This is a genomic window from Streptococcus sp. 1032 (genome assembly GCF_013277015.1).
In the GTDB taxonomy this organism is placed as follows: domain Bacteria; phylum Bacillota; class Bacilli; order Lactobacillales; family Streptococcaceae; genus Streptococcus.
On the sequence record NZ_VMMD01000004.1, the window covers coordinates 12673 to 37831 of the forward strand.

Consider the following 25159-nt stretch of genomic DNA (forward strand, 5'->3'; position numbering starts at 1 on the left):
AGTTATGCTTTCACCTTGATTCCTAGTCTCATGAGATTTTCATTGAGTATTCTAAAAACATAGTGTTGTGATGAATTTAAATTAACATACTTCAATTTGTTATGCTAGCGTTATTCTATAATGTATTTTTGCGGTCAGGGGGCTTTTGTAGTATAATAGAGATACGTTTTGACAGTAGGAGGTATCTATGGACTTAACTAAGCGCTTTAATAAACAGTTAGATAAGATTCAAGTTTCGTTGATTCGTCAGTTTGACCAGGCTATTTCGGAGATTCCTGGGGTCTTGCGTTTGACCTTGGGAGAACCTGATTTTACAACGCCAGATCATGTCAAGGAGGCGGCCAAGCGAGCGATTGACCAGAACCAATCCTACTATACAGGGATGAGTGGCTTGCTGACTCTACGTCAGGCGGCCAGTGATTTTGTTAAGGAAAAGTATCAACTGGACTATGCTCCTGAGAATGAAATCTTGGTTACAATTGGGGCGACAGAGGCTTTATCTGCTACTTTGACGGCTATTTTGGAAGAGGGAGACAAGGTGCTCTTGCCAGCTCCCGCTTATCCAGGCTATGAACCGATTGTCAATCTAGTTGGGGCAGAGGTTGTCGAGATTGATACGACTGAAAATAATTTTGTCTTGACTCCTGAAATGTTGGAGAAGGCCATTTTGGAGCAGGGTGATAAGCTCAAAGCGGTTATTCTCAACTATCCAGCCAACCCGACAGGAATTACCTATAGTCGGGAGCAGTTGGAGGCCTTGGCAGATGTTTTACGCAAGTATGAGATTTTCGTTGTCTGTGATGAGGTCTATTCAGAATTGACCTATACGGGCGAAGCTCATGTGTCTCTAGGAACCATGCTGAGAGATCAAGCTATTATTATCAATGGTTTGTCTAAATCGCATGCTATGACAGGTTGGCGTTTGGGTCTGATTTTCGCTCCTGCGGCCTTCACAGCCCAGTTAATCAAGAGTCACCAGTACTTGGTCACTGCTGCAAATACCATGGCTCAACATGCTGCGGTAGAAGCCTTGACGGCTGGTAAAAACGATGCGGAACCTATGAAGAAGGAATACATCCAGCGTCGGGACTATATTATCGAGAAAATGACTGCTCTTGGTTTTGAGATTATCAAACCAGACGGTGCCTTCTATATCTTTGCTAAGATTCCAGAGGGTTACAATCAAGACTCCTTTGCTTTTCTGAAGGATTTTGCTCAGAAGAAGGCTGTTGCCTTTATCCCTGGTGCAGCCTTTGGGCGTTACGGGGAAGGTTATGTGCGCCTGTCTTATGCGGCTAGCATGGAGACTATCAAAGAAGCCATGAAACGACTTGAGGAGTACATGAGAGAAGAATGATTCAGTCTATCACGAGTCAAGGCTTGGTGCTCTACAATCGCAACTTTCGTGAGGATGATAAGCTAGTCAAAATCTTTACAGAGCAGGCTGGCAAACGCATGTTTTTTGTCAAACACGCTGGTCAGTCCAAACTGGCTCCTGTTATTCAGCCCTTAGTGCTGGCACGATTTCTCTTACGAATCAATGATGATGGGCTTAGCTACATTGAGGACTATCATGAGGTGATGACTTTTCCCAAGATTAATAGCGATCTCTTTGTCATGGCTTATGCGACCTACGTAGCAGCTCTTGCAGATGCGAGTTTGCAGGACAATCAGCAGGATGCTCCCTTGTTTGCTTTTTTGCAAAAGACTTTGGAGTTGATGGAAGCTGGCTTAGATTATCAGGTTTTGACCAATATTTTTGAAATCCAAATCTTGACTCGATTTGGGATTAGCCTCAATTTTAATGAGTGTGTCTTCTGCCATCGGGTTGGTCAGGCTTTTGACTTTTCTTTCAAATATGGAGCCTGCCTCTGCCCAGAGCATTATCATGAGGATGAGAGACGTTGCCATCTCAATCCCAATATCCCTTATCTGCTCAATCAATTTCAAGCCATTGATTTTGAGACTTTGGAGACCATTTCGCTCAAGCCTGAAATCAAGCAAGAGCTACGCCAATTTATGGATCAACTCTATGAAGAGTACGTTGGGATTCACCTAAAATCAAAGAAATTTATTGATTCCCTAGCAGACTGGGGACAATTACTAAAAGAGGAAAAGAAATGAAAAAAATCGCAGTAGATGCCATGGGGGGCGATTACGCACCTCAAGCCATCGTTGAGGGTGTCAATCAAGCTCTAGCTGACTTTTCAGATATCGAGGTTCAACTCTATGGAGATGAAGCTAAAATCAAGCAATATCTGACAGCGACAGAGCGCGTCAGCATAATCCATACGGATGAAAAGATTGATTCAGACGATGAACCTACGAGAGCTATTCGGAAGAAGAAAAATGCCAGTATGGTATTGGCGGCCAAGGCTGTCAAAGAAGGTGAAGCAGACGCTGTTCTCTCGGCTGGGAATACAGGTGCTTTACTAGCAGCAGGATTTTTCATCGTGGGTCGTATCAAGAATATCGATCGTCCTGGACTTATGTCGACCTTGCCGACTGTAGATGGGAAGGGTTTTGACATGCTGGACCTCGGTGCTAATGCAGAAAATACAGCCCAGCACCTCCATCAATATGCAGTTCTAGGTTCTTTCTATGCTAAAAATGTTCGTGGCATTGCGCAACCACGTGTTGGCTTGCTCAATAACGGAACAGAGAGTAGTAAGGGCGACCCGCTTCGTAAGGAAACTTATGAATTACTGGCGGCTGATGAAAGTTTGAACTTTATCGGAAACGTGGAAGCGCGTGATTTGATGAATGGCGTTGCAGATGTTGTTGTGGCAGATGGTTTCACGGGAAACGCTGTGCTCAAATCCATCGAAGGGACAGCTATGGGAATCATGGGCTTGCTCAAGACCGCTATTACAGGTGGTGGTCTTCGAGCGAAACTAGGTGCCCTCCTTCTCAAGGACAGCCTCAGAGGTTTGAAAAAACAGCTCAACTACTCAGATGTTGGTGGAGCGGTCTTGTTTGGTGTCAAGGCACCTGTTGTCAAGACTCATGGCTCAAGCGATGCCAAGGCTGTTTATAGTACAATTCGCCAGATTCGTACCATGCTAGAGACAGACGTAGTTGCCCAGACTGCGCGTGAATTTTCAGGAGAATAAAAGAGATGACAGAAAAAGAAATTTTTGACCGTATTGTGACTATTATCCAAGAGCGACAGGGAGAGGACTTTGTCGTGACAGAATCCTTGAGTCTGAAAGACGATTTGGATGCTGACTCAGTTGACTTGATGGAGTTTATCTTGACACTGGAAGATGAATTTAATATCGAAATCAGTGACGAGGAAATTGATCAACTGCAGAGCGTAGGAGATGTGGTTAAGATTATTCAAGGAAAATAAAGATAAGAAGTTCCAAGGCATTTGCTTTGGAATTTTTCTTTGGTTCAAGTGACCGTTTAGGAACAGATTTAGTCTTTCTAGGGACAGTAGAAATCTGAGGACAAATAAGGGATATAATGAAATCAGAAAAATCAATCTCCAAAAAGGAGAAAAAGAAAGGATTTTCACGATGAAAAAATATCTTTATTCTAGTTTGTTGGTTCTTGCAGGAGGCGTTCTCCTAGCAAATACTACGGTAGCCTATGCTGATTCTCCATCAGCAAGTGAGAAAGAAGCGATTGCTCAATTAGTTAATCAAGGCAAGATAAAAGCTGAAGAAGCTGATCAAGTAAAATTGATTGGTTTTGAAGATAAAGAAACTCAAGCAGAGGGCAATCAAGAGAAGAAAGCTTTCAATCAATATCGTGATCCGAAAGGAACATGGATGCAAACCAATGGTAAATGGTGGTTTAAATACGGTTCAGGTGGGTATGCTAAAAATTGGGAACAATTAGATGGCAAGTGGTACTATTTTGATGACCAAGGATGGATGAAAGAAAATACTTGGATTCAACCTGATGGTAATTATTACTACTTATCTGCTAGTGGTGCTATGGTCACTGGTTATCAACGTGTGAATGGTACACCATATTTCTTTAGAGAAAGTGGTGTATGGGTAGAAAATCGTGGGCAAGCTCTTGGTGAATACGCAAAGACATTTGTAGGAAAAATCCCATATGTTTGGGGTGGGGCAGATTTGAATAGTGGCGTAGATTGCTCAGGATTTACGATGGCTATTCATGCTAAGTTTGATATTAGTATTCCTAGAGTAACCTATGGTCAAGCGACAGGAGGAAGCTATGTAAGTAATGGCTCATAACTTCCTGGAGATTTAATATTGTACAATGGCGACCAAGGTTCAAATCAACATGTGGGTATTTATGTTGGTGGTGGCAAGGTAGTTCATGCTCCAGATAGAGGTCAAGATGTTTCTTATATGAATCAATACGGTATTACTCAAAATACAATTCGTAGATATTGGTAATATTGTCTAATTTTTCACAATATTATTGACTTTGACAATGAAAAGTATTAGAATATAGCTAAATAAAGAGGGGAAGCCCTCTTATAGCTGTTCGATAAAGGAGGAAATAGCTATGAAAAAATCTAAATTACTTACTCTTGGTTTGCTTGCAGGTGCTGGTCTGCTTTTGTCTATTAACCAAGCACAGGCTGCAGATACTTGGGTTAAAAATGGGTCTGACTGGAATCTTTCTCAAGATGGTAGCCTCGCTAAGGATAAATGGGTGCAAAATGCTGGTTATTGGTATCACTTCGACAGCACTGGTAACATGCAGACAGGCTGGCTAAAAGACGGCAATACTTGGTATTCACTAGCAGATAGTGGTGCTATGCGCACTGGCTGGTACAAGGAAGGCAACACATGGTACTCACTAGCTAATAGTGGTGCCATGCGTACAGGTTGGTACAAAGAAGGGTCTACATGGTACTATCTTCATTTTAGTGGTTCTATGATGACAGGTTGGGTGTTCATAGATGGTAAATGGTCTTACTTTGAAAAATCAGGTGCTATGGTTGCAGATAGAGCTGTTCCAGCCAGTGATGGGGAAAGTTATGTCATTGGTAAGGATGGCTATCTAGCAAATAGAAAAGATGCTGGATACAGTATTCATGATATTGTCAAACTTGGAGATGGGCAAGAATATTTGCTAAATGCTAAAGGTGACGATGTTATTATTGAAAAAAATGCTTGGTATATCAGACCAGAGTTCAAGAAGTTTTCTAATAAATATGGAGATGAGGTTGCAAATACTACCTTAGCTTTAGTGGATAATAAAGAAGAAGGACAAGAAATTGATCCTAAGGCAGTTGTACAGAACTTCCAAAACTTACCAAATCGCTACTACTTTGATGAAAATGGACATCGTGTGGTTAATATCCCAGCAATGACAACCTATTCAGAGATTAAAAAAGTTGGCAATGATGTCTATTTAGAAAATCCAGGTGCACGACTTCGTCTTGGAGCTACCCACTTTACAATCAATAACAATAAACTATACTATTTAGAAAATGAGCAAGGTAAGCTCAAAACAGGTTACTTTGTATTGATTGATGATGGTATGGCTACAACCCACTATCACATCCTAGCCTATGCGGATCAATCTGGTGAAATTCTTAAGATGAAACGCTTGCCATCAGGAGTTTCAGATTATCTGGATAAAGAAATCGATGGTTTATATGGTGAAAAAATTAAGATTGAATCTCCACACTCAAACGAATATTATAAAGTGGTTGTGGTTAAATAAAAATAACATCTTCACAACTAATCGTTAACGCTCTAACCAATATACCATTTTCAGGAGGCTTTAGATTTCTTGTATTTTAAAAGGAAACTAAAGCCTTTTGTAGATGGAGCAGGGGATAGAGTTATCTATAAAATAATGAAAAGGAGTCTGTCATGGAAATGAAAAACACATTTGTAGAATTGGAACAATTTGAAGAGTTAACCCCAGAGGTTTTGGAGGAAGTGAATGGTGGAGGGATTTTTGAAGATACTGTAAAATGGTGCAATAAATTATTTGGTACGGGTAGACACGTTGCTTAAATTCACAGTATTAGTTAGAGATTAGATTTATTTATGCTTATTTTAGAATTCTTATTTTCTGTGATATATCTACTGTTGGTAGTCGTTTCAACCATAGTTCCTACTATTTATTTGGGCGCTCAAATTTCCCCAGAATTTTATAAAAAACGTTATTGGATACTTATATTTTTAATTAGTTTATCTGCTCGTCAAACATTTGGAGAATTATTTCATATAGGAGTTCTTATCTACTTTTACTGTATTTTTTTATTAGTATTGCACAAGGGAAAAGGGGAATCTCTTTTTCTTTCTCTGTATTTTTTTCTCTTCTTTCAAAGTATTCGTTATTTATTTTTGACAATTTGGATTCGTGTATTATCTGGTGAGCATTGTTGTTTCGTAGATTCGTTTTCTACTTTATATATATCTATATTTGATTTATTATCAATCTTTCTATGTTGTAAAATTATGAAGCGTTGGTCTTTGGATTTGGATTTATTCTTTTCAGATACTTTTAAAACCCACTATCGTAAGAGCTTTTTCATTATCCTACCTCTGACTGGATTTAGGATATTCTCTTCGTTCATGACCAATAGAAATAGTTCTTTTTACGTTCGCTTTGACACGACCATTTCTCTCCTGATTTTCATTCTCTTTTTCTCCTGGCTCTTTTATATCAGACACTTAGAGCAGGTTTATCGTGATGAGCAGACCATTCAGAGACAGGAAGAAGAAAATCGTTCCTTGCAAGGGATGGTGGATAAGTTGGGTCATCTCTATGATGAGGTTCGAGGTTTCCGTCATGATTTTGCAGGGATTGTCGCTAGCATGGAGCCTGCCATAGCGAATCAAGATATGGCTGAGGTGTCTACCATTTATCAAGATGTCTTTTTAAAGACAAATGAAAAGCTGAGGAAGGCAGATTACACGGCCTTTAATCTTCATAATATCCATGATATAGCCATTCGCAATACCTTGGCAAAAGCTATGATTGTGGCAGATAATCAGGGAATTCATTTTAGTTTGGAGACGGTGGGGGTTGTCGAAGAGCTGGATTTGCCGATGTTGGAGGCTATCCGTATCCTCTCTATCCTCACGACAAATGCCTTAGAGGCAGCCAGTGAGGCGGAAAATCCGCAGATTCGGGTTGCTTTATTGGCAGGTGATAGGAGTGTCCGTTTTATCATTGAAAACACTCGTAAGAAAGAAGAACTGAATCCCATCATTCTCAGTCAAAAGGGTTACTCTACCAAGGGAAACCACAGTGGACTGGGTTTAGCGACCTTGGAGGATATGGTTTTTCATTATGATTTAAACTTAGATACCCAGCTAGGAGAGACGACTTTTAGACAAGATTTAGAATTACCATTTAAGGATGAGAAACGAGGGGGAGAGGAATGAGAATTTTAGTTTTGGAAGACGATAGAGTTCAGCAGGGACGGATAGAGCAGACTTTGCTAGATATCGGTCGCTCTCGCAATTTGAGATTGGAAATTGATATTGCCAAAAACTATGGGGAAGTTGAAAAGTATTCTCAGTATTTTGACCATTACCAGCTCTATTTATTAGATTTAGAGATTGATGGAGAGCGTGAACGGGGCTTTCAGGTTGCTCAACAGGTTCGGGAGCGAGATCCCTTTACAAGCATTGTCTTTGTGTCCACGCACTCGGAGGCCTTGCCTCTAGCTTTTCGCTATCACTTGTCTGCCTTGGATTTTATTTCCAAGGATCAGCCTGAGGAGGATTACCGTCATCAGCTGGAGCGCTGTCTGGACTATGTACTGGCAGTAGATAAGAGGGAAAATATGCGTCTCTTCACCTATAGTTTTGAGGGAAGACGGGGCTTTACTCTGCCCTACCATGAGATTTTAGCCTTTGAAACCTCAGTGGAATCTCATCGTATCAAGGTCTATTATGCCAATCATTCTATCAAGACCATTTATGGCAGTCTCAAGGATATTGCTGCCAAGGCTGAAAAAGATTACTTTGTCTATGCCAATCGCAATACGTTAGTCAGTTTACAGGCCATTGAAGAGATGACTGCCACAGAAGTGACCTTGTTAGAAGGCTTGCACTTCCCCGTATCGCGAACAGCCAGAAGAACACTTAAAAAACATCTTAATGTCTAGTATCTGTTAGATTTGAATGAGTTTATCAATAAGAATATCGGAAAATTTTCTGATATTCTTATTTTTTGACTTCTTTTTCGAATAGATAAGTAAGAGGAAAAGGAAGGAGTTTGCTTTATGTATCTACCAATCTTGTATCCGTGGTTCATTAAATTATTTTTTAAATAAAATTTAATTTAGTTGTACATTTTCGACTTCTTTTTCGAATAGATAAGTAAGAGGAAAAAGAAAGGAGTTTGCTTCATGTATCTACCAATTTTCTATTCATGGTTTACTAAATTATTTTTCAAATAAAATTTGATTTAGTTGTACATTTTCGAAATTTTTTTCGAATAGATAAGTAAGAGGAAAAGGAAAGGAGCCTAGTTCATGTTTATATCAATGTTCTACCAATGGTTCACTGAGTTATTTTTTAAATAAATTTAATTTAGTTGTACATTTTCGAATTATTTTTCGAATAGATAAGTAAGAGGAAAAAGGAAGGAGTCTGGTTTATGTATCTACCAATTTTTTATCCGTGGTTTACTAAATTATTTTTCAAATAAAATTTGATTTAGTTGTACATTTTCGAAATTTTTTTCGAATAGATAAGTAAGAGGGAAAAGAAAGGAGCCTGGTTTATGTATCTACCAATTTTTTATCCGTGGTTTGCTAAATTATTTTTCAAATAAAATTTGATTTAGTTGTTTATTTTCGAATTGTTTTTCGAATAGATAAGTGAGAGAAAAAAGAAAGGAGTCTGGTTTATGTATCTACCGATTTTCTATTCATGGTACATTAAATTATTTTTTAAATAAAATTTAATTTAGTTGTACATTTTCGAATTGTTTTTCGAATAGATAAGTAAGAGGAAAAAGAAAGGAGTCTAATTCATGTATCTACCAATTTTTTATCCGTGGTTTACTAAATTATTTTTCAAGTAAATTTAATTTAGTTGTACATTTTCGAAATTTTTTTCGAATAGATAAGTAAGAAGAAAAAGAAAGGAATAAAATAATGAAAGAACATTATTACGGATTTGTTGAGCTAACTTCGGAAGAATTGACCGATATTCAAGGTGGAGAAAGTTGGGTGAAGACCCTTGCAGATTGGTACATTGGATTTCGTAGAGGTTTTGGTTTTTAGGAGGATAAGAGATGAATGAAATGAATGATAAGTATACTATTGAAGTATTAAAGGAGAGCGACTTAGCTTTGCTGGTGGGTGGTAGCAAGGAAAGTTATCAACGGGGTTTAATTACAGGTCTATTGTTACGCGGTATATTTATTGGAACCCCATTTTTTAGAAGATAAGATTTAGAAAAAATAGAACAAGAGGAGAAAAAGATGACAAATTTTGACAAAATGGAACAGAACTTTGTAGCTCTTACAGAAGAAGAGTTGATGAATGTAGATGGGGGAATTGCTTGGGAGGTAGTCTCTTTGGGTATTGCGATTGGCTGGGGGATTTACCAAGCTGGTGAAGCTGCTGGTAAAACATTCTACTATATTACTCATCCATAGTATTTGATAAATATGAGCAAGAAAACATTTTGGATTATACTACTCGTTATTACAATTGTGGTGACTGCCGTTGGTTTAGGATTGTCTGCATATAATTATTATGTTTTTGATAGACCTTTTTTCAATAGTACTACTAAAGGACTGTTATCTGCATTTGTTATGAGTGTATTGATGATTATTATTGGTGTATTAAAAGAAAACTAATTTTTATTATTAAAATGGAGGATAAATATGTCAAATTTACAAACTATTGAACAAAATTATACTACGTTAAGTGATATTGAATTGCAAGAAGTTGATGGTGGAGGAGTGTTACTTTTGGTTGGTGGTGGTATTTTGGCTGTCGGACTATTAGCTTGGGGTGCGTATAATGGTTATCAGTCGGCATCACGAGGTGGATAAAAGGATGGTAGATTGTTTTTTAGTAAATAGGAGTCTACCATGAAACAATTCTTATTAGGATTTGCTGAGGGTTATTTTACCGTATCGCTCATAATCTACATCGCAACGTATTTGATGTTGAGAAATCCAATCAATACCCTATTTTATCCAGAAATTTACCTCGTTTTATTTGGGCTCTTTTATCTAGGATATAAGGCCAATAAAAAGCGAGTAGAGTGAGCAGTTAAGAATGACTTGTTAATCTGCACTAAAATGACTAGGCTAGAATCTAAGAATGCATCACATTGGAGTTTAATATGAAATTTGTTAAATCAATACTGAAAGTTTGGCCTGAAATTATGGTATTACTTAGTTCAATGTCTTATATCATCATCAGATTAGTATCTGATATGAATAAAGTATCTTTACCTACTTGGCTTGATAGTTTCAATATACCAACGATTGCATTATTTGTGATGGTCTTCATTCTTTTATACAGAAGTAAAGAAAAAAAGAATGGATAAATTTGAGGTAGTAGACAATCTATGGGTAAATAGGAGTCTTATAGTAACGAATCAAAAAAAGGAGTAACTATGAATCGTAATTTAGAACGGTGTTATCTATTCTGACTATGAATAGATCATACCATAGGTGGCTTAGAAATAGCAGGGACATTAGTAATTGAAGTAATAAATAGGATGTCATAAATGTTACTATCAATGATTTATTTGTCCCAAGCTTGCCTAGGGTGTCAGAAAAAAATCATTTTCCTTTCAATAGCATATTTTTAGTAGGTAGGACATTTGTTCTGCCTATTTTTGCTAAAAAGTTCAGTTGAGGTGTTTATTTAGAGTTTTACATATATTTTTGATAAAATAGGTATAGAAATTAGGAAAGTTGAAGAAAAGAAATGAAGAAGGTTTTAAGATATTTTTTAGTATTTGTTTTTCTATTTTTGATGAATATTTTCATCTTTAAGATACTAACAACTCTGGGATTTCAGCTGACAATGAGTGAAAAGAGTTATATTGTACCACCGCTGTTTTCGATTATCGTTTTGTACATGATTGACAAAAGAATTAGGAAGAAAAAGAAATAAATATATATTTTGGGTAGGACGCTTGTTCTGCCTATTTTTTTATCCTAAAAGTACATTTGGGAGGGAGATAGGCACATTTGGGAAGGAAGTCCAGTTTTTGTTTGGGGATTGGGGTAAGATAGTTGTTATCAGATGAGTTTATACTCTTCGAAAATCAAATTCAAACCACGTCAACGTCGCTTTGCAGTATATATGTGACTGACTTCGTCAGTCTTATCTACAACATCAAAACAGTGTTTTGAGCAGCCTGCGGCTAGTTTGCTCTTTGATTTTCATTGAGTAATAGGAAAAAGGAGATGAATATGAAATTTGGGAAACGTCACTATCGTCCGCAGGTGGATCAGATGGACTGCGGTGTAGCTTCATTAGCCATGGTTTTTGGCTACTATGGTAGTTACTATTCTTTGGCTCACTTGCGAGAATTAGCCAAGACGACCATGGATGGGACGACGGCTTTGGGCTTGGTCAAGGTGGCAGAGGAGATTGGCTTTGAGACGCGAGCCATTAAGGCGGATATGACGCTTTTTAACTTGCCAGATTTGACTTTTCCTTTTGTTGCCCATGTGCTTAAGGAAGGGAAATTGCTCCACTACTATGTGGTGACTGGGCAGGATAAGGATAGCATTCATATTGCCGATCCAGATCCTGGGGTGAAATTGACCAAACTGCCACGTGAGCGTTTTGCGGAAGAATGGACAGGAGTGACTCTGTTTATGGCACCTAGTCCAGACTACAAGCCTCATAAGGATCAAAAGAATGGTTTGCTCTCTTTTATCCCTATATTAGTGAAGCAGCGTGGCTTGATTGCCAACATCGTCCTAGCGACACTTTTGGTGACCCTGATTAACATTGTGGGTTCTTATTATCTGCAGTCTATCATTGATACCTATGTGCCAGATCAGATGCGTTCGACGCTGGGGATTATTTCTATTGGATTGGTTATCGTTTATATTCTCCAGCAGATCTTGTCTTATGCTCAGGAGTATCTCTTACTTGTTTTGGGGCAACGTTTGTCGATTGATGTGATTTTGTCCTACATCAAGCATGTTTTTCACCTGCCTATGTCCTTTTTTGCGACACGTCGGACAGGGGAAATCGTGTCTCGTTTTACAGATGCTAACAGTATCATCGATGCGCTGGCTTCGACCATTCTTTCGATTTTCCTAGATGTGTCAACGGTTGTCATTATCTCCCTTGTTTTATTTTCACAAAATACCAATCTCTTTTTCATGACCTTATTGGCACTTCCTATCTATACAGTGATTATCTTTGCCTTTATGAAGCCGTTTGAAAAGATGAATCGGGATACCATGGAAGCCAATGCGGTTCTGTCTTCTTCTATCATTGAGGACATCAACGGTATTGAGACTATCAAGTCTTTGACCAGTGAAAGTCAGCGTTACCAAAAGATTGACAAGGAATTTGTGGATTATCTGAAAAAATCCTTTACCTATAGTCGGGCAGAGAGTCAGCAAAAGGCTCTGAAAAAAGTTGCCCATCTCTTACTCAATGTCGGCATTCTCTGGATGGGAGCTGTTCTGGTCATGGATGGCAAGATGAGTTTGGGGCAGTTGATTACCTATAATACCTTGCTGGTTTACTTTACAAATCCTTTGGAAAATATCATCAATCTGCAAACCAAACTTCAGACAGCGCAGGTCGCCAATAACCGTCTAAATGAGGTTTATCTAGTAGCTTCGGAGTTTGAGGAGAAGAAAACAGTTGAGGATTTGAGCTTGATGAAGGGAGAGATGACTTTCAAGCAGGTTTCCTACAAGTATGGCTATGGTCGAGATGTCTTGTCGGATATCAATTTGACCATTTCCCAAGGGTCTAAGGTGGCTTTTGTGGGAATTTCAGGGTCAGGTAAGACGACCTTAGCTAAGATGATGGTTAATTTTTATGATCCAAGTCAGGGAGAGATTAGTCTGGGTGGTGTCAATCTCAATCAGATTGATAAAAAGGCCTTGCGCCAGTATATCAACTATCTGCCTCAACAGCCCTATGTCTTTAACGGAACGATTTTGGAGAATCTTCTCCTTGGAGCCAAGGATGGGACGACTCAAGAGGATATCTTACGGGCGGTCGAGTTGGCAGAGATTCGGGAGGACATTGAGCGCATGCCATTGAATTATCAGACAGAATTGACTTCGGATGGGGCAGGAATCTCAGGTGGTCAACGTCAGAGAATCGCTCTGGCGCGTGCTCTCTTGACAGATGCGCCGGTCTTGATTTTGGATGAGGCGACTAGCAGTTTGGATATTTTGACAGAGAAGCGGATCGTAGATAATCTCATGGCTTTAGACAAGACCTTGATTTTCATTGCTCACCGCTTGACCATTGCAGAGCGGACAGAGAAGGTTGTTGTCTTGGATCAGGGCAAGATTGTCGAAGAAGGAAAGCATGCTGATTTGCTTGTACAGGGTGGCTTTTATGCCCATTTGGTGAATAGCTAGAAAGAGGAGAGGATGAAACCAGAATTTTTAGAAAGTGCGGAGTTTTATAATCGTCGTTACCATAATTTTTCCAGTCGAGTGATTGTACCTATGTTCCTTCTGCTCGTGTTTTTGCTTGGCTTTGCAACATTTGCAGAGAAGGAGATGAGTTTGTCAACTAGAGCTACTGTTGAGCCTAGTCGAATCCTTGCAAATATCCAGTCAACTAGCAACAATCGTATTCTTGTCAATCATTTGGAAGAAAATAAGTTGGTCAAGAAGGGGGAGCTTCTTGTTCAATATCAGGAAGGGTCAGAGGGTGTCCAAGCGGAGGCCTATGCTAGTCAGTTGGACATGCTTAAGGATCAAAAAAAGCAATTGGAGTATTTGCAAAAAAGTCTGCAAGAAGGGGAGAACCACTTTCCAGAGGAGGATAAGTTTGGCTACCAAGCCACCTTTCGCGACTACCTCAGCCAAGCGGCTAGTCTTAGGGCTAGTACATCGCAACAAAATGAGACCATCGCGTCCCAGAATGCAGCAGCTAGCCAAACCCAAGCTGAAATCGGCAACCTCATCAGCCAAACAGAGGCTAAAATTCGCGATTACCAGACAGCTAAGTCAGCTATTGAAACAGGCACTTCCTTGGCCAGTCAGAATCTAGCCTACTCTCTCTACCAGTCCTACAAGTCTCAGGGGGAGGAAAATCCGCAAGCTAAGGCACAAGCAGTTGCGCAGGTTGAAGCACAGCTTTCTCAGTTAGAATCTAGTCTTGCTACTTACCGTGTTCAGTATGCAGGTTCAGGTACCCAGCAAGCCTATGCTTCAGGCTTAAGCAGTCAATTGGAGTCCCTTAAATCCCAACACTTAGCAAAGGTTGGTCAGGAATTGATCCTTCTAGACCAGAAAATCTTGGAAGCAGAGTCAGGTAAGAAGGTACAGGGAAATCTTTTAGACAAGGGGAAAATTACGGCGAGTGAGGATGGGGTGCTTCATCTTAATCCTGAGACCAGTGATTCTACCATGGTAGCAGAGGGGACTCTACTAGCCCAACTCTATCCGTCCTTGGAAAAAGAAGGGAAAGCTAAACTAACAGCTTATCTTAGTTCAAAAGATGTAGCAAGAATCAAGGTCGGTGATTCTGTTCGCTATACGACGACTCATGATGCCAATAATCAACTTTTCCTAGATTCTACTATTACAAGTATTGATGCGACAGCTACCAAGACTGAAAAAGGGAATTTCTTTAAAATCGAGGCGGAGACAGATCTGACTGTTGAGCAGGCTGAAAGACTTCGATATGGGGTGGAAGGCCGCCTACAGATGATTACGGGCAAGAAAAGTTACCTACGTTATTATTTGGATCAATTTTTGAACAAAGAGTAATGTTCGTGTTTTTAGAGTTAAATGATTTTAAAACTGTGAGAAAGATACTTCTTGCAGTTTTTTCTTTACGATTTTTGAGATGATCATTCTATTTATTCGGTTAAATTCTTGTAATTTTAAGTTTTTTATGGTAGAATGTGCTCAAGTAATACGAAAGGCGAACTTTTAAATGTCAAAACAATTGATCTATTCGGGAAAAGCTAAAGATATCTATACAACTGAGGATGAAAATCTTATTATTTCAACTTACAAGGACCAGGCGACTGCTTTCAATGGTGTCAAGAAGGAGCAGATTGCAGGTAAGGGAGTGTTGAATAATCAGATTTCATCTTTTATTTTTGAGAAATTAAATGCGGCTGGTGTGGCGACTCACTTTGTGGAGAAGCTTTCAGACACGGAACAACTCAATAAAAAGGTTGAGATTATTCCTCTCGAGGTTGTGCTTCGCAACTACACGGCTGGTTCCTTTTCAAAACGTTTTGGCGTAGACGAAGGTATAGCATTTGAGACTCCGATTGTCGAATTTTACTATAAAAATGATGATTTGGATGATCCCTTTATCAATGATGAGCATGTGAAATTCCTACAGATTGCGGATGAGCAGCAGATTGCTTACTTGAAGGAAGAAACCCGTCGTATCAATGAACTCTTGAAAGGCTGGTTTGCTGAGATTGGGCTTAAGTTGATTGACTTTAAGCTAGAGTTCGGTTTTGACAAGGATGGCAAGATTATCTTAGCAGATGAATTTTCACCAGATAACTGCCGTTTGTGGGATGCGGATGGCAACCACATGGATAAGGATGTTTTCCGTAGGGGATTAGGAGAGCTAACAGACGTTTATGAAGTTGTCTGGGAGAAGTTGCAAGGTTTGAAATAATCTGTTTGCAACGGAAAACCTTCGTCTCTCAACTAAAAGGACTCAGGCTGAAAAGGTCCCCCAGACCTTTTCACTCCGTAGAGGATTGGGAGAACTAACAGACGTTTATGAGATTGTTTGGGAAAAGTTGCAGGAATTGAAATAACAACTTCAAGGCTGTTTGGGAACATTGCAAGAGCTGAAATAAAGGAATAAGGATTGATGGATAAACGTATTTTTGTTGAAAAAAAGGCTGATTTTCAGGTTAAGTCAGAGAGTTTGGTGAGAGAACTCCAGCATAACTTGGGACTGTCAACTTTGAAAAGTATTCGCATTGTGCAAGTTTATGATGTCTTTGATTTGGCAGAGGACTTGTTTGCACCTGCAGAGAAACACATCTTCTCTGAGCAGGTAACCGATCATGTTTTAGATGAAGTATCTGTGCAGGCGGATCTTGCCAACTATGCTTTCTTTGCGATTGAAAGCCTACCAGGGCAGTTTGACCAGCGTGCAGCATCTTCACAGGAAGCCTTGCTTTTACTAGGAAGTTCGAGTGATGTAACGGTTAATACAGCCCAACTTTACTTGGTGAATAAAGATATTGATGCGACTGAGTTGGAAGCGGTCAAGAACTATCTGCTCAACCCAGTTGATTCTCGTTTCAAGGACATCACGACAGGGATTGCCAAGCAGGAATTTTCTGAGTCGGACAAGACCATTCCTAAATTGACTTTCTTTGAAAACTATACAGCAGAAGACTTTGCTCGCTACAAGGCCGAGCAAGGGATGGCTATGGAAGTGGATGATTTGCTCTTTATCCAAGACTATTTCAAGTCAATCGGGCGCGTGCCAACTGAGACGGAACTCAAGGTTTTGGATACTTACTGGTCTGACCACTGCCGTCACACAACTTTCGAGACAGAGTTGAAACACATCGACTTTTCAGCTTCTAAATTCCAAAAGCAATTGCAGTCAACCTATGACAAGTATATTGCCATGCGTGAGGAGTTGGGGCGTTCTGAAAAACCTCAAACCTTGATGGATATGGCGACTATTTTTGGTCGTTATGAGCGTGCTAATGGACGTTTGGATGATATGGAAGTGTCAGATGAAATCAATGCTTGCTCTGTCGAAATTGAAGTGGATGTTGATGGTGTGAAAGAACCATGGCTCCTCATGTTTAAAAATGAAACTCACAACCACCCAACGGAAATTGAGCCATTTGGTGGGGCGGCTACTTGTATCGGTGGGGCCATTCGTGATCCATTGTCAGGTCGTTCCTACGTTTATCAAGCCATGCGTATTTCAGGTGCGGGTGATATTACAGCACCGATTTCGGAAACGCGTGCTGGGAAGTTGCCACAACAAGTCATTTCTAAAACAGCTGCCCATGGCTATTCTTCATATGGTAACCAGATTGGGCTTGCGACGACCTACGTTCGTGAGTATTTCCACCCAGGTTTCGTTGCTAAGCGTATGGAGCTAGGTGCTGTTGTCGGTGCAGCTCCCAAGGGCAATGTTGTCCGTGAAAAACCGGAAGCGGGAGATGTGATTATTCTCCTTGGAGGTAAGACTGGACGTGATGGTGTCGGTGGTGCGACAGGTTCTTCTAAGGTTCAAACAGTTGAGTCCGTGGAGACTGCTGGAGCTGAGGTTCAAAAAGGGAATGCCATCGAAGAACGTAAGATTCAGCGCCTCTTCCGTAATGGTGATGTCACTCGTCTCATCAAGAAATCCAACGACTTTGGTGCAGGTGGAGTCTGTGTAGCCATCGGTGAATTGGCAGACGGTCTTGAAATCGACCTCAACAAGGTGCCTCTTAAATACCAAGGCTTGAATGGTACCGAAATTGCCATCTCTGAATCACAAGAACGTATGGCGGTCGTGGTTCGTCCTAAGGATGTAGATGCCTTCGTTGCAGAATGTAATAAAGAAAATATTGACGCTATTGTTGTTGCGACAGTGACAGAAAAACCAAATCTAGTTATGCACTGGAATGGTGAAACCATTGTAGACTTGGAACGTCGTTTCCTTGATACAAACGGTGTGCGCGTAGTCGTTGATGCCAAGGTTGTAGACAAGGATGCTAAACTCCCAGAAGAACGCACAACAAGCGCTGACACACTTGAAGCAGATACCCTTACGGTTCTATCTGATTTGAATCATGCGAGTCAAAAAGGATTACAGACTATCTTTGACTGCTCTGTTGGACGCTCTACGGTTAATCACCCACTTGGTGGTCGCTACCAACTTACACCAACTGAGGCTTCTGTGCAGAAGTTGCCAGTTCAACACGGTGTGACTCATACTGCGTCAGTCATGGCCCAAGGATTCAACCCTTATCTAGCAGAATGGTCTCCATACCACGGTGCTGCTTATGCGGTTATTGAAGCGACTGCTCGTTTGGTTGCTGCTGGTGCAAACTGGTCTAAGGCTCGCTTCTCTTACCAAGAGTACTTCGAGCGCATGGACAAACAAGCAGAGCGTTTTGGTCAGCCAGTAGCAGCTCTTCTAGGTTCAATCGAAGCACAAATCCAACTTGGTTTGCCATCTATCGGTGGTAAGGACTCCATGTCTGGTACCTTTGAAGAATTGACCGTGCCACCAACCTTGGTCGCTTTTGGGGTGACAACGGCAGATAGCCGTAAGGTGCTTTCGCCTGAATTCAAGACTGCTGGTGAAAACATCTACTATATCCCAGGTCAAGCTCTTGCTGCAGAGATTGATTTTGACTTGATTAAGTCTAATTTTGCTCAATTTGAAGCCATCCAAGCTGAACACAAAGTAATATCTGCATCAGCTGTCAAATATGGTGGTGTGGTTGAAAGTTTGGCTCTTGCTACTTTTGGAAATCATATTGGTGCAGAGGTGACCTTGCCTGAACTTGAAAGTTCTTTGACAGCACAATTGGGCGGATTTGTCTTCACATCACCTGAAGAAATTGCTGGAGTAGAGAAGATTGGACAAACAAGTGCAGACTTTACACTCCTTGTCAACGGTGTGAAGCTAGATGGACAGAAACTTGACAGTGCCTTTCAAGGCAAATTGGAAGAAGTTTACCCAACAGAATTTGCACAAGCGAAAGAATTGGCTGAAGTACCAGCTGTGGCATCAGATGTTGTGATTAAAGCCAAAGAAAAGGTTGAAAAACCGGTGGTTTATATCCCAGTCTTCCCAGGCACCAACTCAGAATATGACTCAGCCAAGGCATTCGAAAAAGAAGGTGCAGAGGTTAACTTGGTGCCATTTGTGACCTTGAATGAAGAGGCTATTGTCAAGTCAGTTGAAACCATGGTTGACAACATCGGCAAGGCTAACATTCTCTTCTTTGCAGGTGGATTCTCAGCTGCGGACGAGCCAGATGGTTCAGCCAAGTTTATCGTCAACATCCTGCTCAATGAAAAAGTGCGTGCGGCTATTGATGGCTTTATCGCCCGTGGTGGCTTGATTATCGGTATCTGTAATGGATTCCAGGCCTTGGTCAAATCAGGTCTTCTTCCATACGGAAACTTCGAGGATGCCAGCAGTACTAGCCCAACTCTCTTCTACAATGATGCCAACCAACACGTGGCCAAGATGGTGGAAACTCGCATTGCCAATACTAACTCACCATGGCTTGCTGGAGTGGAAGTTGGTGAGATTCATGCTATTCCTGTTTCGCACGGTGAAGGGAAATTTGTCGTGACGGCTGAGGAATTTGCGGAGCTCCGTGACAATGGTCAAATCTTTAGCCAATATGTTGACTTTAACGGCAAACCAAGTATGGACTCTAAGTACAATCCGAATGGTTCTGTCCATGCCATCGAAGGAATTACCAGCAAGAACGGCCAAATCATTGGTAAGATGGGCCACTCAGAACGTTATGAGGAAGGTCTTTTCCAAAATATCCCAGGAAATAAAGACCAGCACCTGTTCGCGTCAGCGGTTAAATATTTCACTAGAAAATAAGACTTGCAGATTTTCTAATAGATAGTATCAGTAATGTAAAAGTCATGTAGATTTAGCTCTTGGTGCTACACAAATAAAAATTAGGTATATAAAATGACATACGAAGTAAAATCTCTTAATGAAGAATGTGGTGTTTTCGGTATCTGGGGACATCCAGATGCTGCTAAATTGACCTATTTTGGTCTCCACAGTCTTCAACACCGTGGTCAGGAGGGGGCAGGAATCCTCTCCAATGATCAGGGGCAATTGAAGCGCCATCGTGACATGGGGCTTTTATCAGAAGTCTTCAGAAATCCTGCTAATTTGGATAAATTGACGGGGACTGGTGCGATTGGGCATGTGCGTTATGCGACTGCTGGCGAAGCTTCTGTAGATAACATCCAGCCCTTCCTCTTCCGGTTTCACGATATGCAGTTTGGCTTGGCTCATAATGGGAATCTGACCAATGCGGCCTCTCTCAAGAAAGAATTGGAAGATAGAGGAGCGATTTTCAGTGCGACTTCGGACTCGGAAATCTTAGCTCACCTCATTCGTCGCAGCCACAATCCTAGTCTGATGGGCAAAATCAAGGAGGCGCTCAGTCTAGTTAAAGGTGGTTTTGCCTATATCTTGCTGTTTGAAGACAAGTTGATTGCGGCTCTTGATCCCAATGGTTTCCGTCCGCTTTCTATCGGGAAAATGGCCAACGGAGCGGTGGTTGTTTCCTCTGAAACTTGTGCTTTTGAGGTCATTGGTGCTGAATGGATTCGTGATTTGAAGCCAGGTGAGATTGTGATTATTGATGACAAGGGTATCCAGTATGACAACTATACAGATGATACTCAGTTGGCGATTTGTTCTATGGAGTATATCTATTTTGCCCGCCCTGATTCTAATATCCACGGTGTCAATGTCCATACGGCTCGCAAACGTATGGGTGCTCAATTGGCGCGTGAATTCAAGCATGAGGCGGATATCGTGGTCGGTGTGCCCAATTCTTCCCTCAGCGCGGCTATGGGATTTGCGGAAGAGTCCGGGCTACCAAATGAAATGGGCCTCATCAAGAACCAATACACCCAACGTACCTTTATCCAACCGACTCAAGAATTGCGGGAGCAAGGAGTGCGGATGAAACTCTCTGCTGTTTCTGGTGTTGTAAAAGGCAAGCGTGTGGTTATGATTGATGACTCTATTGTACGTGGAACAACCTCTCGTCGTATCGTTCAGCTTTTGAAAGAAGCGGGTGCAACTGAGGTTCACGTTGCTATTGGTAGTCCAGCGCTAGCTTATCCATGCTTCTACGGGATTGATATCCAGACCCGTCAGGAGCTAATTGCGGCCAATCATACGGTCGAAGAAACGCGCCAAATCATTGGTGCGGACAGTCTGACTTATCTTTCTGTTGAGGGATTGATTGATTCGATTGGTATTGAAACAGATGCTCCAAATGGTGGTCTCTGTGTCGCTTACTTTGACGGTGACTACCCAACACCTCTCTACGATTATGAGGAAGACTATCGTCGAAGTTTGGAAGAAAAGACTAGTTTTTACAAGTGAGTTACTGAAGATTCTCCATTAAAGAAAAGGAAAAATAAAATGGCAAATAAAAATGCATACGCTCAATCTGGTGTGGATGTTGAAGCGGGTTATGAAGTTGTTGAACGGATTAAAAAGCACGTGGCTCGTACGGAGCGTGCAGGTGTCATGGGAGCTCTTGGTGGCTTTGGTGGTATGTTTGACCTTTCAAAAACAGGTGTTAAAGAACCTGTCTTGATTTCAGGGACTGACGGTGTCGGAACCAAGCTCATGCTGGCTATCAAGTACGACAAGCACGATACCATCGGTCAGGACTGTGTAGCCATGTGTGTCAATGATATCATCGCTGCGGGTGCGGAACCCCTCTATTTCCTTGACTACGTCGCAACTGGCAAGAATGAACCAGCTAAGCTAGAACAAGTGGTTGCTGGTGTGGCAGAAGGTTGTGTGCAGGCAGGCGCTGCCCTCATCGGTGGGGAAACGGCTGAAATGCCTGGCATGTACGGCGAAGATGACTATGATTTGGCTGGTTTTGCGGTCGGTGTGGCTGAAAAATCTCAAATCATTGACGGTTCAAAGGTGGCAGAAGGAGATGTTCTTCTTGGACTTGCTTCAAGTGGGATTCATTCCAATGGTTACTCTCTCGTCCGTCGTGTCTTTGCGGATTACACAGGTGAGGAAGTCCTGCCAGAATTGGAAGGCAAAAAACTCAAGGAAGTTCTTCTTGAGCCGACTCGTATCTATGTCAAGGCTGTTTTACCACTTATCAAGGAAGGCTTGGTAAATGGCATTGCCCACATCACTGGTGGTGGCTTTATCGAAAATGTCCCTCGTATGTTTGCAGCTGACTTGGCTGCTGAGATTGAGGAAGACAAGGTTCCAGTTTTACCGATTTTCAAAGCCCTTGAAAAATACGGTCAGATTAAACACGAAGAAATGTTTGAAATCTTCAATATGGGTGTGGGACTTATGCTAGCAGTTAGCCCTGAAAATGTAATTCGTGTCAAGGAATTGTTGGATGAACCAGTCTATGAAATTGGTCGCATCGTCAAGAAAGAAAACGAAAGTGTCATCATCAAATGAAAAAAATAGCGGTTTTTGCCTCTGGTAATGGCTCAAATTTTCAGGTGATTGCCGAAGAATTTCCGGTTGAGTTTGTCTTTTCAGACCATCGTGACGCCTATGTGCTCGAGCGTGCAGACAAGCTCGGCGTTCTGTCCTATGCTTTTGAACTCAAGGAGTTTGAGAGCAAGGCAGACTACGAAGCAGCCCTTGTCGAACTCTTGGAAGAGCACCAGATTGACTTGGTTTGTCTAGCAGGCTACATGAAAATCGTTGGGCCTACTTTACTGGCAGCTTATGAAGGTCGGATTATCAACATTCATCCAGCTTACCTGCCAGAATTCCCAGGAGCTCATGGGATTGAGGATGCTTGGAATGCTGGCGTTGCTGAGAGCGGCGTGACCATTCACTGGGTGGATTCAGGTGTGGATACAGGAAAGGTCATCAAACAAGTACGTGTACCAAGGCTAGCTGATGATACCATAGCCAGCTTTGAAGAACGTATTCATGAAGCAGAGTATAAGTTGTATCCGGAGGTTCTGGATAGTTTGGGAGTGGAAAGGATAAATAAGAGAATTTTATGAATAAAGTAGTTGATGATTTGTTGAAAAATATAAAAGAATTTGAAGCATCCTTTAATGAATATGAAAAACAATTTTATCCTGAAATACGGAAAGAGAGACAAAGGTTGATGATATACTTTATCTTATGGATACTGTTTATCATAGGAGCTGCAATTGTATTCCAATTTTTCCCTAAATTTGTTTGTTTGAGGAATATTCTTATTTTTCTTACCATAATTTTTACAGTATTAGTTTTATTTTATACTATAAAATTTGATGAAGTTTCAGTTGGGGTGCCTAGTAAATTTACTAAATTATGTGATAAAGTCAAGTATAGATTGAAATATCTTTACGGAGATAATGCTAAAGAAGTCGCTGATATGTTGGTTAATGATTTAAGCGAGAAAAGAAATAGTCAGCTACAAAAATATGAAAATATAGTTAAAGCTATAGGTACTATTGGGAAAGTTTTGGTAACAGCAACTATTACTCTGGCTTTAAATAGATTATTCGTTGAAGATAAAACAAACATTTCTGGCGAAACGTTTGGAAATATAATTATTATTGTAGCTATAATGGTAATTTTAATCAAACTTATAGATAGTGGGATTAAAAAAATTATTAAATATCCTGTATTTGGAAAGGCTTCAAAAGAAGTGTATTTAACAGATATTTTATACGAAGTGAAGTATATGATATTAGAAAAGGAAGATAACTAACATGATTAAACGCGCCTTAATCAGCGTCTCAGACAAAGCGGGCATTGTTGAATTTGCCCAAGAACTTAAAAAACTTGGTTGGGAGATTATCTCGACAGGTGGGACAAAAGTTGCCCTTGACAATGCTGGGGTGGAGACCATTGCGATCGATGATGTGACTGGTTTTCCAGAAATGATGGATGGACGTGTTAAGACCCTTCATCCAAATATCCACGGGGGTCTTCTTGCTCGTCGTGACTTGGATAGTCACCTAGAAGCGGCTAAGGACAATCAAATCGAGCTCATCAACCTTGTTGTGGTCAACCTTTACCCATTCAAGGAAACCATTCTCAAACCAGACGTGACTTACGCTGATGCTGTGGAGAATATCGATATTGGGGGTCCATCTATGCTTCGCTCAGCAGCTAAAAACCATGCTAGTGTAATAGTTGTGGTAGACCCTGCTGACTATACAGTGGTTTTGGACGAATTGGCAGCAAACGGCGAAACCTCTTACGAAACGCGTCAACGTCTGGCAGCCAAGGTTTTCCGTCACACAGCGGCTTATGACGCCTTGATTGCAGAGTATTTCACAGCTCAAGTGGGCGAAAGCAAACCTGAAAAGCTTACTTTGACCTATGACCTCAAACAAGCTATGCGATATGGGGAAAATCCTCAACAGGATGCAGATTTCTACCAAAAAGCCTTGCCGACTGACTACTCGATTGCATCTGCTAAACAGCTTAACGGTAAGGAATTGTCATTCAACAATATCCGTGATGCGGATGCTGCCATTCGTATCATCCGTGACTTCAAAGATCGTCCAACCGTTGTGGCTCTCAAACACATGAATCCATGCGGTATCGGTCAGGCTGATGACATCGAGACTGCTTGGGATTACGCTTATGAGTCTGACCCAGTGTCTATCTTTGGTGGAATTGTTGTTCTCAATCGTGAGGTGGATGCTGCGACAGCTGAGAAGATGCACGGCGTTTTCCTTGAAATCATCATCGCACCAAGCTATACGGATGAGGCGCTAGCTATTTTGACCAATAAAAAGAAAAACCTGCGCATCCTTGCCTTACCATTTGATGCTCAAGATGCCAGCGAAGTGGAAGCAGAATACACAGGTGTAGTTGGTGGTCTCCTTGTGCAAAATCAAGACGTAGTGAAAGAAAGCCCAGCTGATTGGCAAGTGGTGACCAAACGTCAGCCAACTGAGACAGAAGCGACAGCTCTTGAGTTTGCTTGGAAGGCTATCAAGTATGTCAAATCAAACGGAATCATTGTAACCAATGACCACATGACACTGGGTGTTGGTCCAGGTCAAACTAATCGTGTGGCCTCTGTTCGTATTGCCGTTGACCAAGCCAAAGACCGCCTTGACGGCGCTGTGCTTGCTTCGGATGCCTTCTTCCCATTTGCGGATAATGTGGAAGAAATCGCCAAAGCAGGGATCAAGGCCATCATCCAGCCCGGTGGCTCAGTCCGTGACCAAGAGTCTATCGAAGCTGCGGATAAATATGGCTTGACCATGGTCTTCACAGGAGTGAGACATTTTAGACATTAAGAAAACGAAAGGGAAGAAAACAGTTTCTTTCCTTTTTTGCGTAAAAATGCGGAGTGAAATAAGATTAAAACGAACGTTTATG

26 protein-coding genes and 1 pseudogene are annotated in these 25159 nt (G+C 41.1%); all 27 read left to right on the forward strand.

Annotated elements, in window-relative coordinates; genetic code table 11:
- Nucleotides 1-187: 187 nt before the first annotated feature.
- The 27 genes and pseudogenes from HT711_RS00925 (at nucleotide 188) to purH (ending at nucleotide 25077) form a co-directional block, all read left to right on the forward strand.
- Complete coding sequence (locus HT711_RS00925) at nucleotides 188-1357, forward strand: pyridoxal phosphate-dependent aminotransferase (RefSeq protein ID WP_173234156.1); 1170 nt, start codon at nucleotides 188-190, stop codon at nucleotides 1355-1357.
- Nucleotides 1354-2124, forward strand: coding sequence for a DNA repair protein RecO (gene recO, locus HT711_RS00930; RefSeq protein ID WP_000616135.1), 771 nt, complete (start codon nucleotides 1354-1356; stop codon nucleotides 2122-2124). Before HT711_RS00925 ends, recO begins: the two co-directional genes overlap by 4 nt.
- The gene (gene plsX, locus HT711_RS00935) at nucleotides 2121-3113 is read left to right on the forward strand and encodes a phosphate acyltransferase PlsX (protein WP_023932889.1); all 993 of its coding nucleotides are present in this window, start codon (nucleotides 2121-2123) and stop codon (nucleotides 3111-3113) included. The genes recO and plsX overlap by 4 nt, the downstream gene beginning before the upstream one ends.
- Before the next feature lie 5 nt (nucleotides 3114-3118).
- The gene (locus HT711_RS00940) at nucleotides 3119-3352 is read left to right on the forward strand and encodes an acyl carrier protein (RefSeq protein WP_000136446.1); all 234 of its coding nucleotides are present in this window, start codon (nucleotides 3119-3121) and stop codon (nucleotides 3350-3352) included.
- A 424-nt stretch (nucleotides 3353-3776) separates the two neighbouring features.
- Nucleotides 3777-4376: pseudogene (locus HT711_RS00945) on the forward strand (NlpC/P60 family protein).
- Nucleotides 4377-4488: 112 nt separating this feature from the next.
- Nucleotides 4489-5658, forward strand: coding sequence for an N-acetylmuramoyl-L-alanine amidase family protein (locus tag HT711_RS00950; protein ID WP_173234160.1), 1170 nt, complete (start codon nucleotides 4489-4491; stop codon nucleotides 5656-5658).
- Nucleotides 5659-5810: 152 nt separating this feature from the next.
- A complete protein-coding gene (locus HT711_RS00955; protein WP_000425304.1) occupies nucleotides 5811-5957 on the forward strand; it encodes a smi_0057.1 family bacteriocin-like peptide in 147 nt (48 codons plus the stop codon).
- Nucleotides 5958-6521: 564 nt separating this feature from the next.
- A complete protein-coding gene (locus tag HT711_RS11170; protein ID WP_226946482.1) occupies nucleotides 6522-7337 on the forward strand; it encodes a GHKL domain-containing protein in 816 nt (271 codons plus the stop codon).
- A complete protein-coding gene (locus HT711_RS00965; protein WP_020900480.1) occupies nucleotides 7334-8065 on the forward strand; it encodes a response regulator transcription factor in 732 nt (243 codons plus the stop codon). Before HT711_RS11170 ends, HT711_RS00965 begins: the two co-directional genes overlap by 4 nt.
- Nucleotides 8066-9061: 996 nt before the next feature.
- Nucleotides 9062-9190: a smi_0059.1 family bacteriocin-like peptide gene (locus tag HT711_RS00970; RefSeq protein WP_000658224.1), complete on the forward strand. Its 129-nt coding sequence runs from the start codon at nucleotides 9062-9064 to the stop codon at nucleotides 9188-9190.
- Between the two features lie 11 nt (nucleotides 9191-9201).
- A complete protein-coding gene (locus HT711_RS00975) occupies nucleotides 9202-9357 on the forward strand; it encodes a hypothetical protein (RefSeq protein ID WP_001004584.1) in 156 nt (51 codons plus the stop codon).
- 33 nt (nucleotides 9358-9390) lie between these two features.
- Entirely contained in the window at nucleotides 9391-9567 is a 177-nt protein-coding gene (locus HT711_RS00980; protein WP_112444937.1) for a class IIb bacteriocin, lactobin A/cerein 7B family, read from the forward strand.
- A gap of 12 nt (nucleotides 9568-9579) precedes the next feature.
- Nucleotides 9580-9771 carry a hypothetical protein gene (locus HT711_RS11070; RefSeq protein WP_004236903.1) on the forward strand — a complete coding sequence of 64 codons (192 nt, stop codon included), beginning with the start codon at nucleotides 9580-9582 and terminating at the stop codon, nucleotides 9769-9771.
- 27 nt (nucleotides 9772-9798) lie between these two features.
- Nucleotides 9799-9969 (forward strand): H354_08695 family bacteriocin-like peptide, encoded by a 171-nt coding sequence (locus HT711_RS00985; RefSeq protein ID WP_000067699.1) that lies wholly within the window; start codon nucleotides 9799-9801, stop codon nucleotides 9967-9969.
- Nucleotides 9970-10008: 39 nt separating this feature from the next.
- The gene (locus tag HT711_RS00990) at nucleotides 10009-10188 is read left to right on the forward strand and encodes a hypothetical protein (RefSeq protein ID WP_173234162.1); all 180 of its coding nucleotides are present in this window, start codon (nucleotides 10009-10011) and stop codon (nucleotides 10186-10188) included.
- Nucleotides 10189-10265: 77 nt separating this feature from the next.
- Nucleotides 10266-10472, forward strand: a complete 207-nt coding sequence (locus HT711_RS00995; protein WP_173234164.1) for a bacteriocin immunity protein — start codon at nucleotides 10266-10268, stop codon at nucleotides 10470-10472.
- Nucleotides 10473-10858: 386 nt separating this feature from the next.
- The gene (locus HT711_RS11175) at nucleotides 10859-11047 is read left to right on the forward strand and encodes a hypothetical protein (protein WP_049511906.1); all 189 of its coding nucleotides are present in this window, start codon (nucleotides 10859-10861) and stop codon (nucleotides 11045-11047) included.
- 302 nt (nucleotides 11048-11349) lie between these two features.
- Nucleotides 11350-13503 carry a peptide cleavage/export ABC transporter ComA gene (comA, locus tag HT711_RS01000; protein WP_173249685.1) on the forward strand — a complete coding sequence of 718 codons (2154 nt, stop codon included), beginning with the start codon at nucleotides 11350-11352 and terminating at the stop codon, nucleotides 13501-13503.
- Between the two features lie 12 nt (nucleotides 13504-13515).
- Nucleotides 13516-14865, forward strand: a complete 1350-nt coding sequence (comB, locus tag HT711_RS01005) for a competence pheromone export protein ComB (RefSeq protein ID WP_173234168.1) — start codon at nucleotides 13516-13518, stop codon at nucleotides 14863-14865.
- Nucleotides 14866-15034: 169 nt separating this feature from the next.
- Complete coding sequence (gene purC, locus HT711_RS01010; RefSeq protein WP_173249686.1) at nucleotides 15035-15742, forward strand: phosphoribosylaminoimidazolesuccinocarboxamide synthase; 708 nt, start codon at nucleotides 15035-15037, stop codon at nucleotides 15740-15742.
- Nucleotide 15743: 1 nt separating this feature from the next.
- Nucleotides 15744-15887, forward strand: a complete 144-nt coding sequence (locus tag HT711_RS11475) for a phosphoribosylaminoimidazolesuccinocarboxamide synthase (protein ID WP_079211609.1) — start codon at nucleotides 15744-15746, stop codon at nucleotides 15885-15887.
- Nucleotides 15888-15943: 56 nt separating this feature from the next.
- On the forward strand, nucleotides 15944-19669 hold the full coding sequence (locus HT711_RS01020; RefSeq protein ID WP_173234170.1) for a phosphoribosylformylglycinamidine synthase: 3726 nt from the start codon (nucleotides 15944-15946) through the stop codon (nucleotides 19667-19669).
- A 93-nt stretch (nucleotides 19670-19762) separates the two neighbouring features.
- Nucleotides 19763-21205, forward strand: coding sequence for an amidophosphoribosyltransferase (purF, locus tag HT711_RS01025; protein WP_057488099.1), 1443 nt, complete (start codon nucleotides 19763-19765; stop codon nucleotides 21203-21205).
- 39 nt (nucleotides 21206-21244) lie between these two features.
- Nucleotides 21245-22267: a phosphoribosylformylglycinamidine cyclo-ligase gene (purM, locus tag HT711_RS01030; RefSeq protein ID WP_173234172.1), complete on the forward strand. Its 1023-nt coding sequence runs from the start codon at nucleotides 21245-21247 to the stop codon at nucleotides 22265-22267.
- Nucleotides 22264-22830 (forward strand): phosphoribosylglycinamide formyltransferase, encoded by a 567-nt coding sequence (purN, locus tag HT711_RS01035; protein ID WP_173234173.1) that lies wholly within the window; start codon nucleotides 22264-22266, stop codon nucleotides 22828-22830. Before purM ends, purN begins: the two co-directional genes overlap by 4 nt.
- The gene (locus HT711_RS01040; protein WP_001045459.1) at nucleotides 22827-23528 is read left to right on the forward strand and encodes a hypothetical protein; all 702 of its coding nucleotides are present in this window, start codon (nucleotides 22827-22829) and stop codon (nucleotides 23526-23528) included. Before purN ends, HT711_RS01040 begins: the two co-directional genes overlap by 4 nt.
- Before the next feature lies 1 nt (nucleotide 23529).
- Nucleotides 23530-25077: a bifunctional phosphoribosylaminoimidazolecarboxamide formyltransferase/IMP cyclohydrolase gene (gene purH / locus HT711_RS01045; RefSeq protein ID WP_173234174.1), complete on the forward strand. Its 1548-nt coding sequence runs from the start codon at nucleotides 23530-23532 to the stop codon at nucleotides 25075-25077.
- Nucleotides 25078-25159 lie beyond the last annotated feature (82 nt).

Bases quoted from the DNA above. Each gene is read 5' to 3' on its own strand.
- HT711_RS00925 (WP_173234156.1), top strand. From the start codon at position 188: ATGGACTTAACTAAGCGCTTTAATAAACAGTTAGATAAGATTCAAGTT.
- recO (WP_000616135.1), top strand. From the start codon at position 1,354: ATGATTCAGTCTATCACGAGTCAAGGCTTGGTGCTCTACAATCGCAAC.
- plsX (WP_023932889.1), top strand. From the start codon at position 2,121: ATGAAAAAAATCGCAGTAGATGCCATGGGGGGCGATTACGCACCTCAA.
- HT711_RS00940 (WP_000136446.1), top strand. From the start codon at position 3,119: ATGACAGAAAAAGAAATTTTTGACCGTATTGTGACTATTATCCAAGAG.
- HT711_RS00950 (WP_173234160.1), top strand. From the start codon at position 4,489: ATGAAAAAATCTAAATTACTTACTCTTGGTTTGCTTGCAGGTGCTGGT.
- HT711_RS00955 (WP_000425304.1), top strand. From the start codon at position 5,811: ATGGAAATGAAAAACACATTTGTAGAATTGGAACAATTTGAAGAGTTA.
- HT711_RS11170 (WP_226946482.1), top strand. From the start codon at position 6,522: ATGACCAATAGAAATAGTTCTTTTTACGTTCGCTTTGACACGACCATT.
- HT711_RS00965 (WP_020900480.1), top strand. From the start codon at position 7,334: ATGAGAATTTTAGTTTTGGAAGACGATAGAGTTCAGCAGGGACGGATA.
- HT711_RS00970 (WP_000658224.1), top strand. From the start codon at position 9,062: ATGAAAGAACATTATTACGGATTTGTTGAGCTAACTTCGGAAGAATTG.
- HT711_RS00975 (WP_001004584.1), top strand. From the start codon at position 9,202: ATGAATGAAATGAATGATAAGTATACTATTGAAGTATTAAAGGAGAGC.
- HT711_RS00980 (WP_112444937.1), top strand. From the start codon at position 9,391: ATGACAAATTTTGACAAAATGGAACAGAACTTTGTAGCTCTTACAGAA.
- HT711_RS11070 (WP_004236903.1), top strand. From the start codon at position 9,580: ATGAGCAAGAAAACATTTTGGATTATACTACTCGTTATTACAATTGTG.
- HT711_RS00985 (WP_000067699.1), top strand. From the start codon at position 9,799: ATGTCAAATTTACAAACTATTGAACAAAATTATACTACGTTAAGTGAT.
- HT711_RS00990 (WP_173234162.1), top strand. From the start codon at position 10,009: ATGAAACAATTCTTATTAGGATTTGCTGAGGGTTATTTTACCGTATCG.
- HT711_RS00995 (WP_173234164.1), top strand. From the start codon at position 10,266: ATGAAATTTGTTAAATCAATACTGAAAGTTTGGCCTGAAATTATGGTA.
- HT711_RS11175 (WP_049511906.1), top strand. From the start codon at position 10,859: ATGAAGAAGGTTTTAAGATATTTTTTAGTATTTGTTTTTCTATTTTTG.
- comA (WP_173249685.1), top strand. From the start codon at position 11,350: ATGAAATTTGGGAAACGTCACTATCGTCCGCAGGTGGATCAGATGGAC.
- comB (WP_173234168.1), top strand. From the start codon at position 13,516: ATGAAACCAGAATTTTTAGAAAGTGCGGAGTTTTATAATCGTCGTTAC.
- purC (WP_173249686.1), top strand. From the start codon at position 15,035: ATGTCAAAACAATTGATCTATTCGGGAAAAGCTAAAGATATCTATACA.
- HT711_RS01020 (WP_173234170.1), top strand. From the start codon at position 15,944: ATGGATAAACGTATTTTTGTTGAAAAAAAGGCTGATTTTCAGGTTAAG.
- purF (WP_057488099.1), top strand. From the start codon at position 19,763: ATGACATACGAAGTAAAATCTCTTAATGAAGAATGTGGTGTTTTCGGT.
- purM (WP_173234172.1), top strand. From the start codon at position 21,245: ATGGCAAATAAAAATGCATACGCTCAATCTGGTGTGGATGTTGAAGCG.
- purN (WP_173234173.1), top strand. From the start codon at position 22,264: ATGAAAAAAATAGCGGTTTTTGCCTCTGGTAATGGCTCAAATTTTCAG.
- HT711_RS01040 (WP_001045459.1), top strand. From the start codon at position 22,827: ATGAATAAAGTAGTTGATGATTTGTTGAAAAATATAAAAGAATTTGAA.
- purH (WP_173234174.1), top strand. From the start codon at position 23,530: ATGATTAAACGCGCCTTAATCAGCGTCTCAGACAAAGCGGGCATTGTT.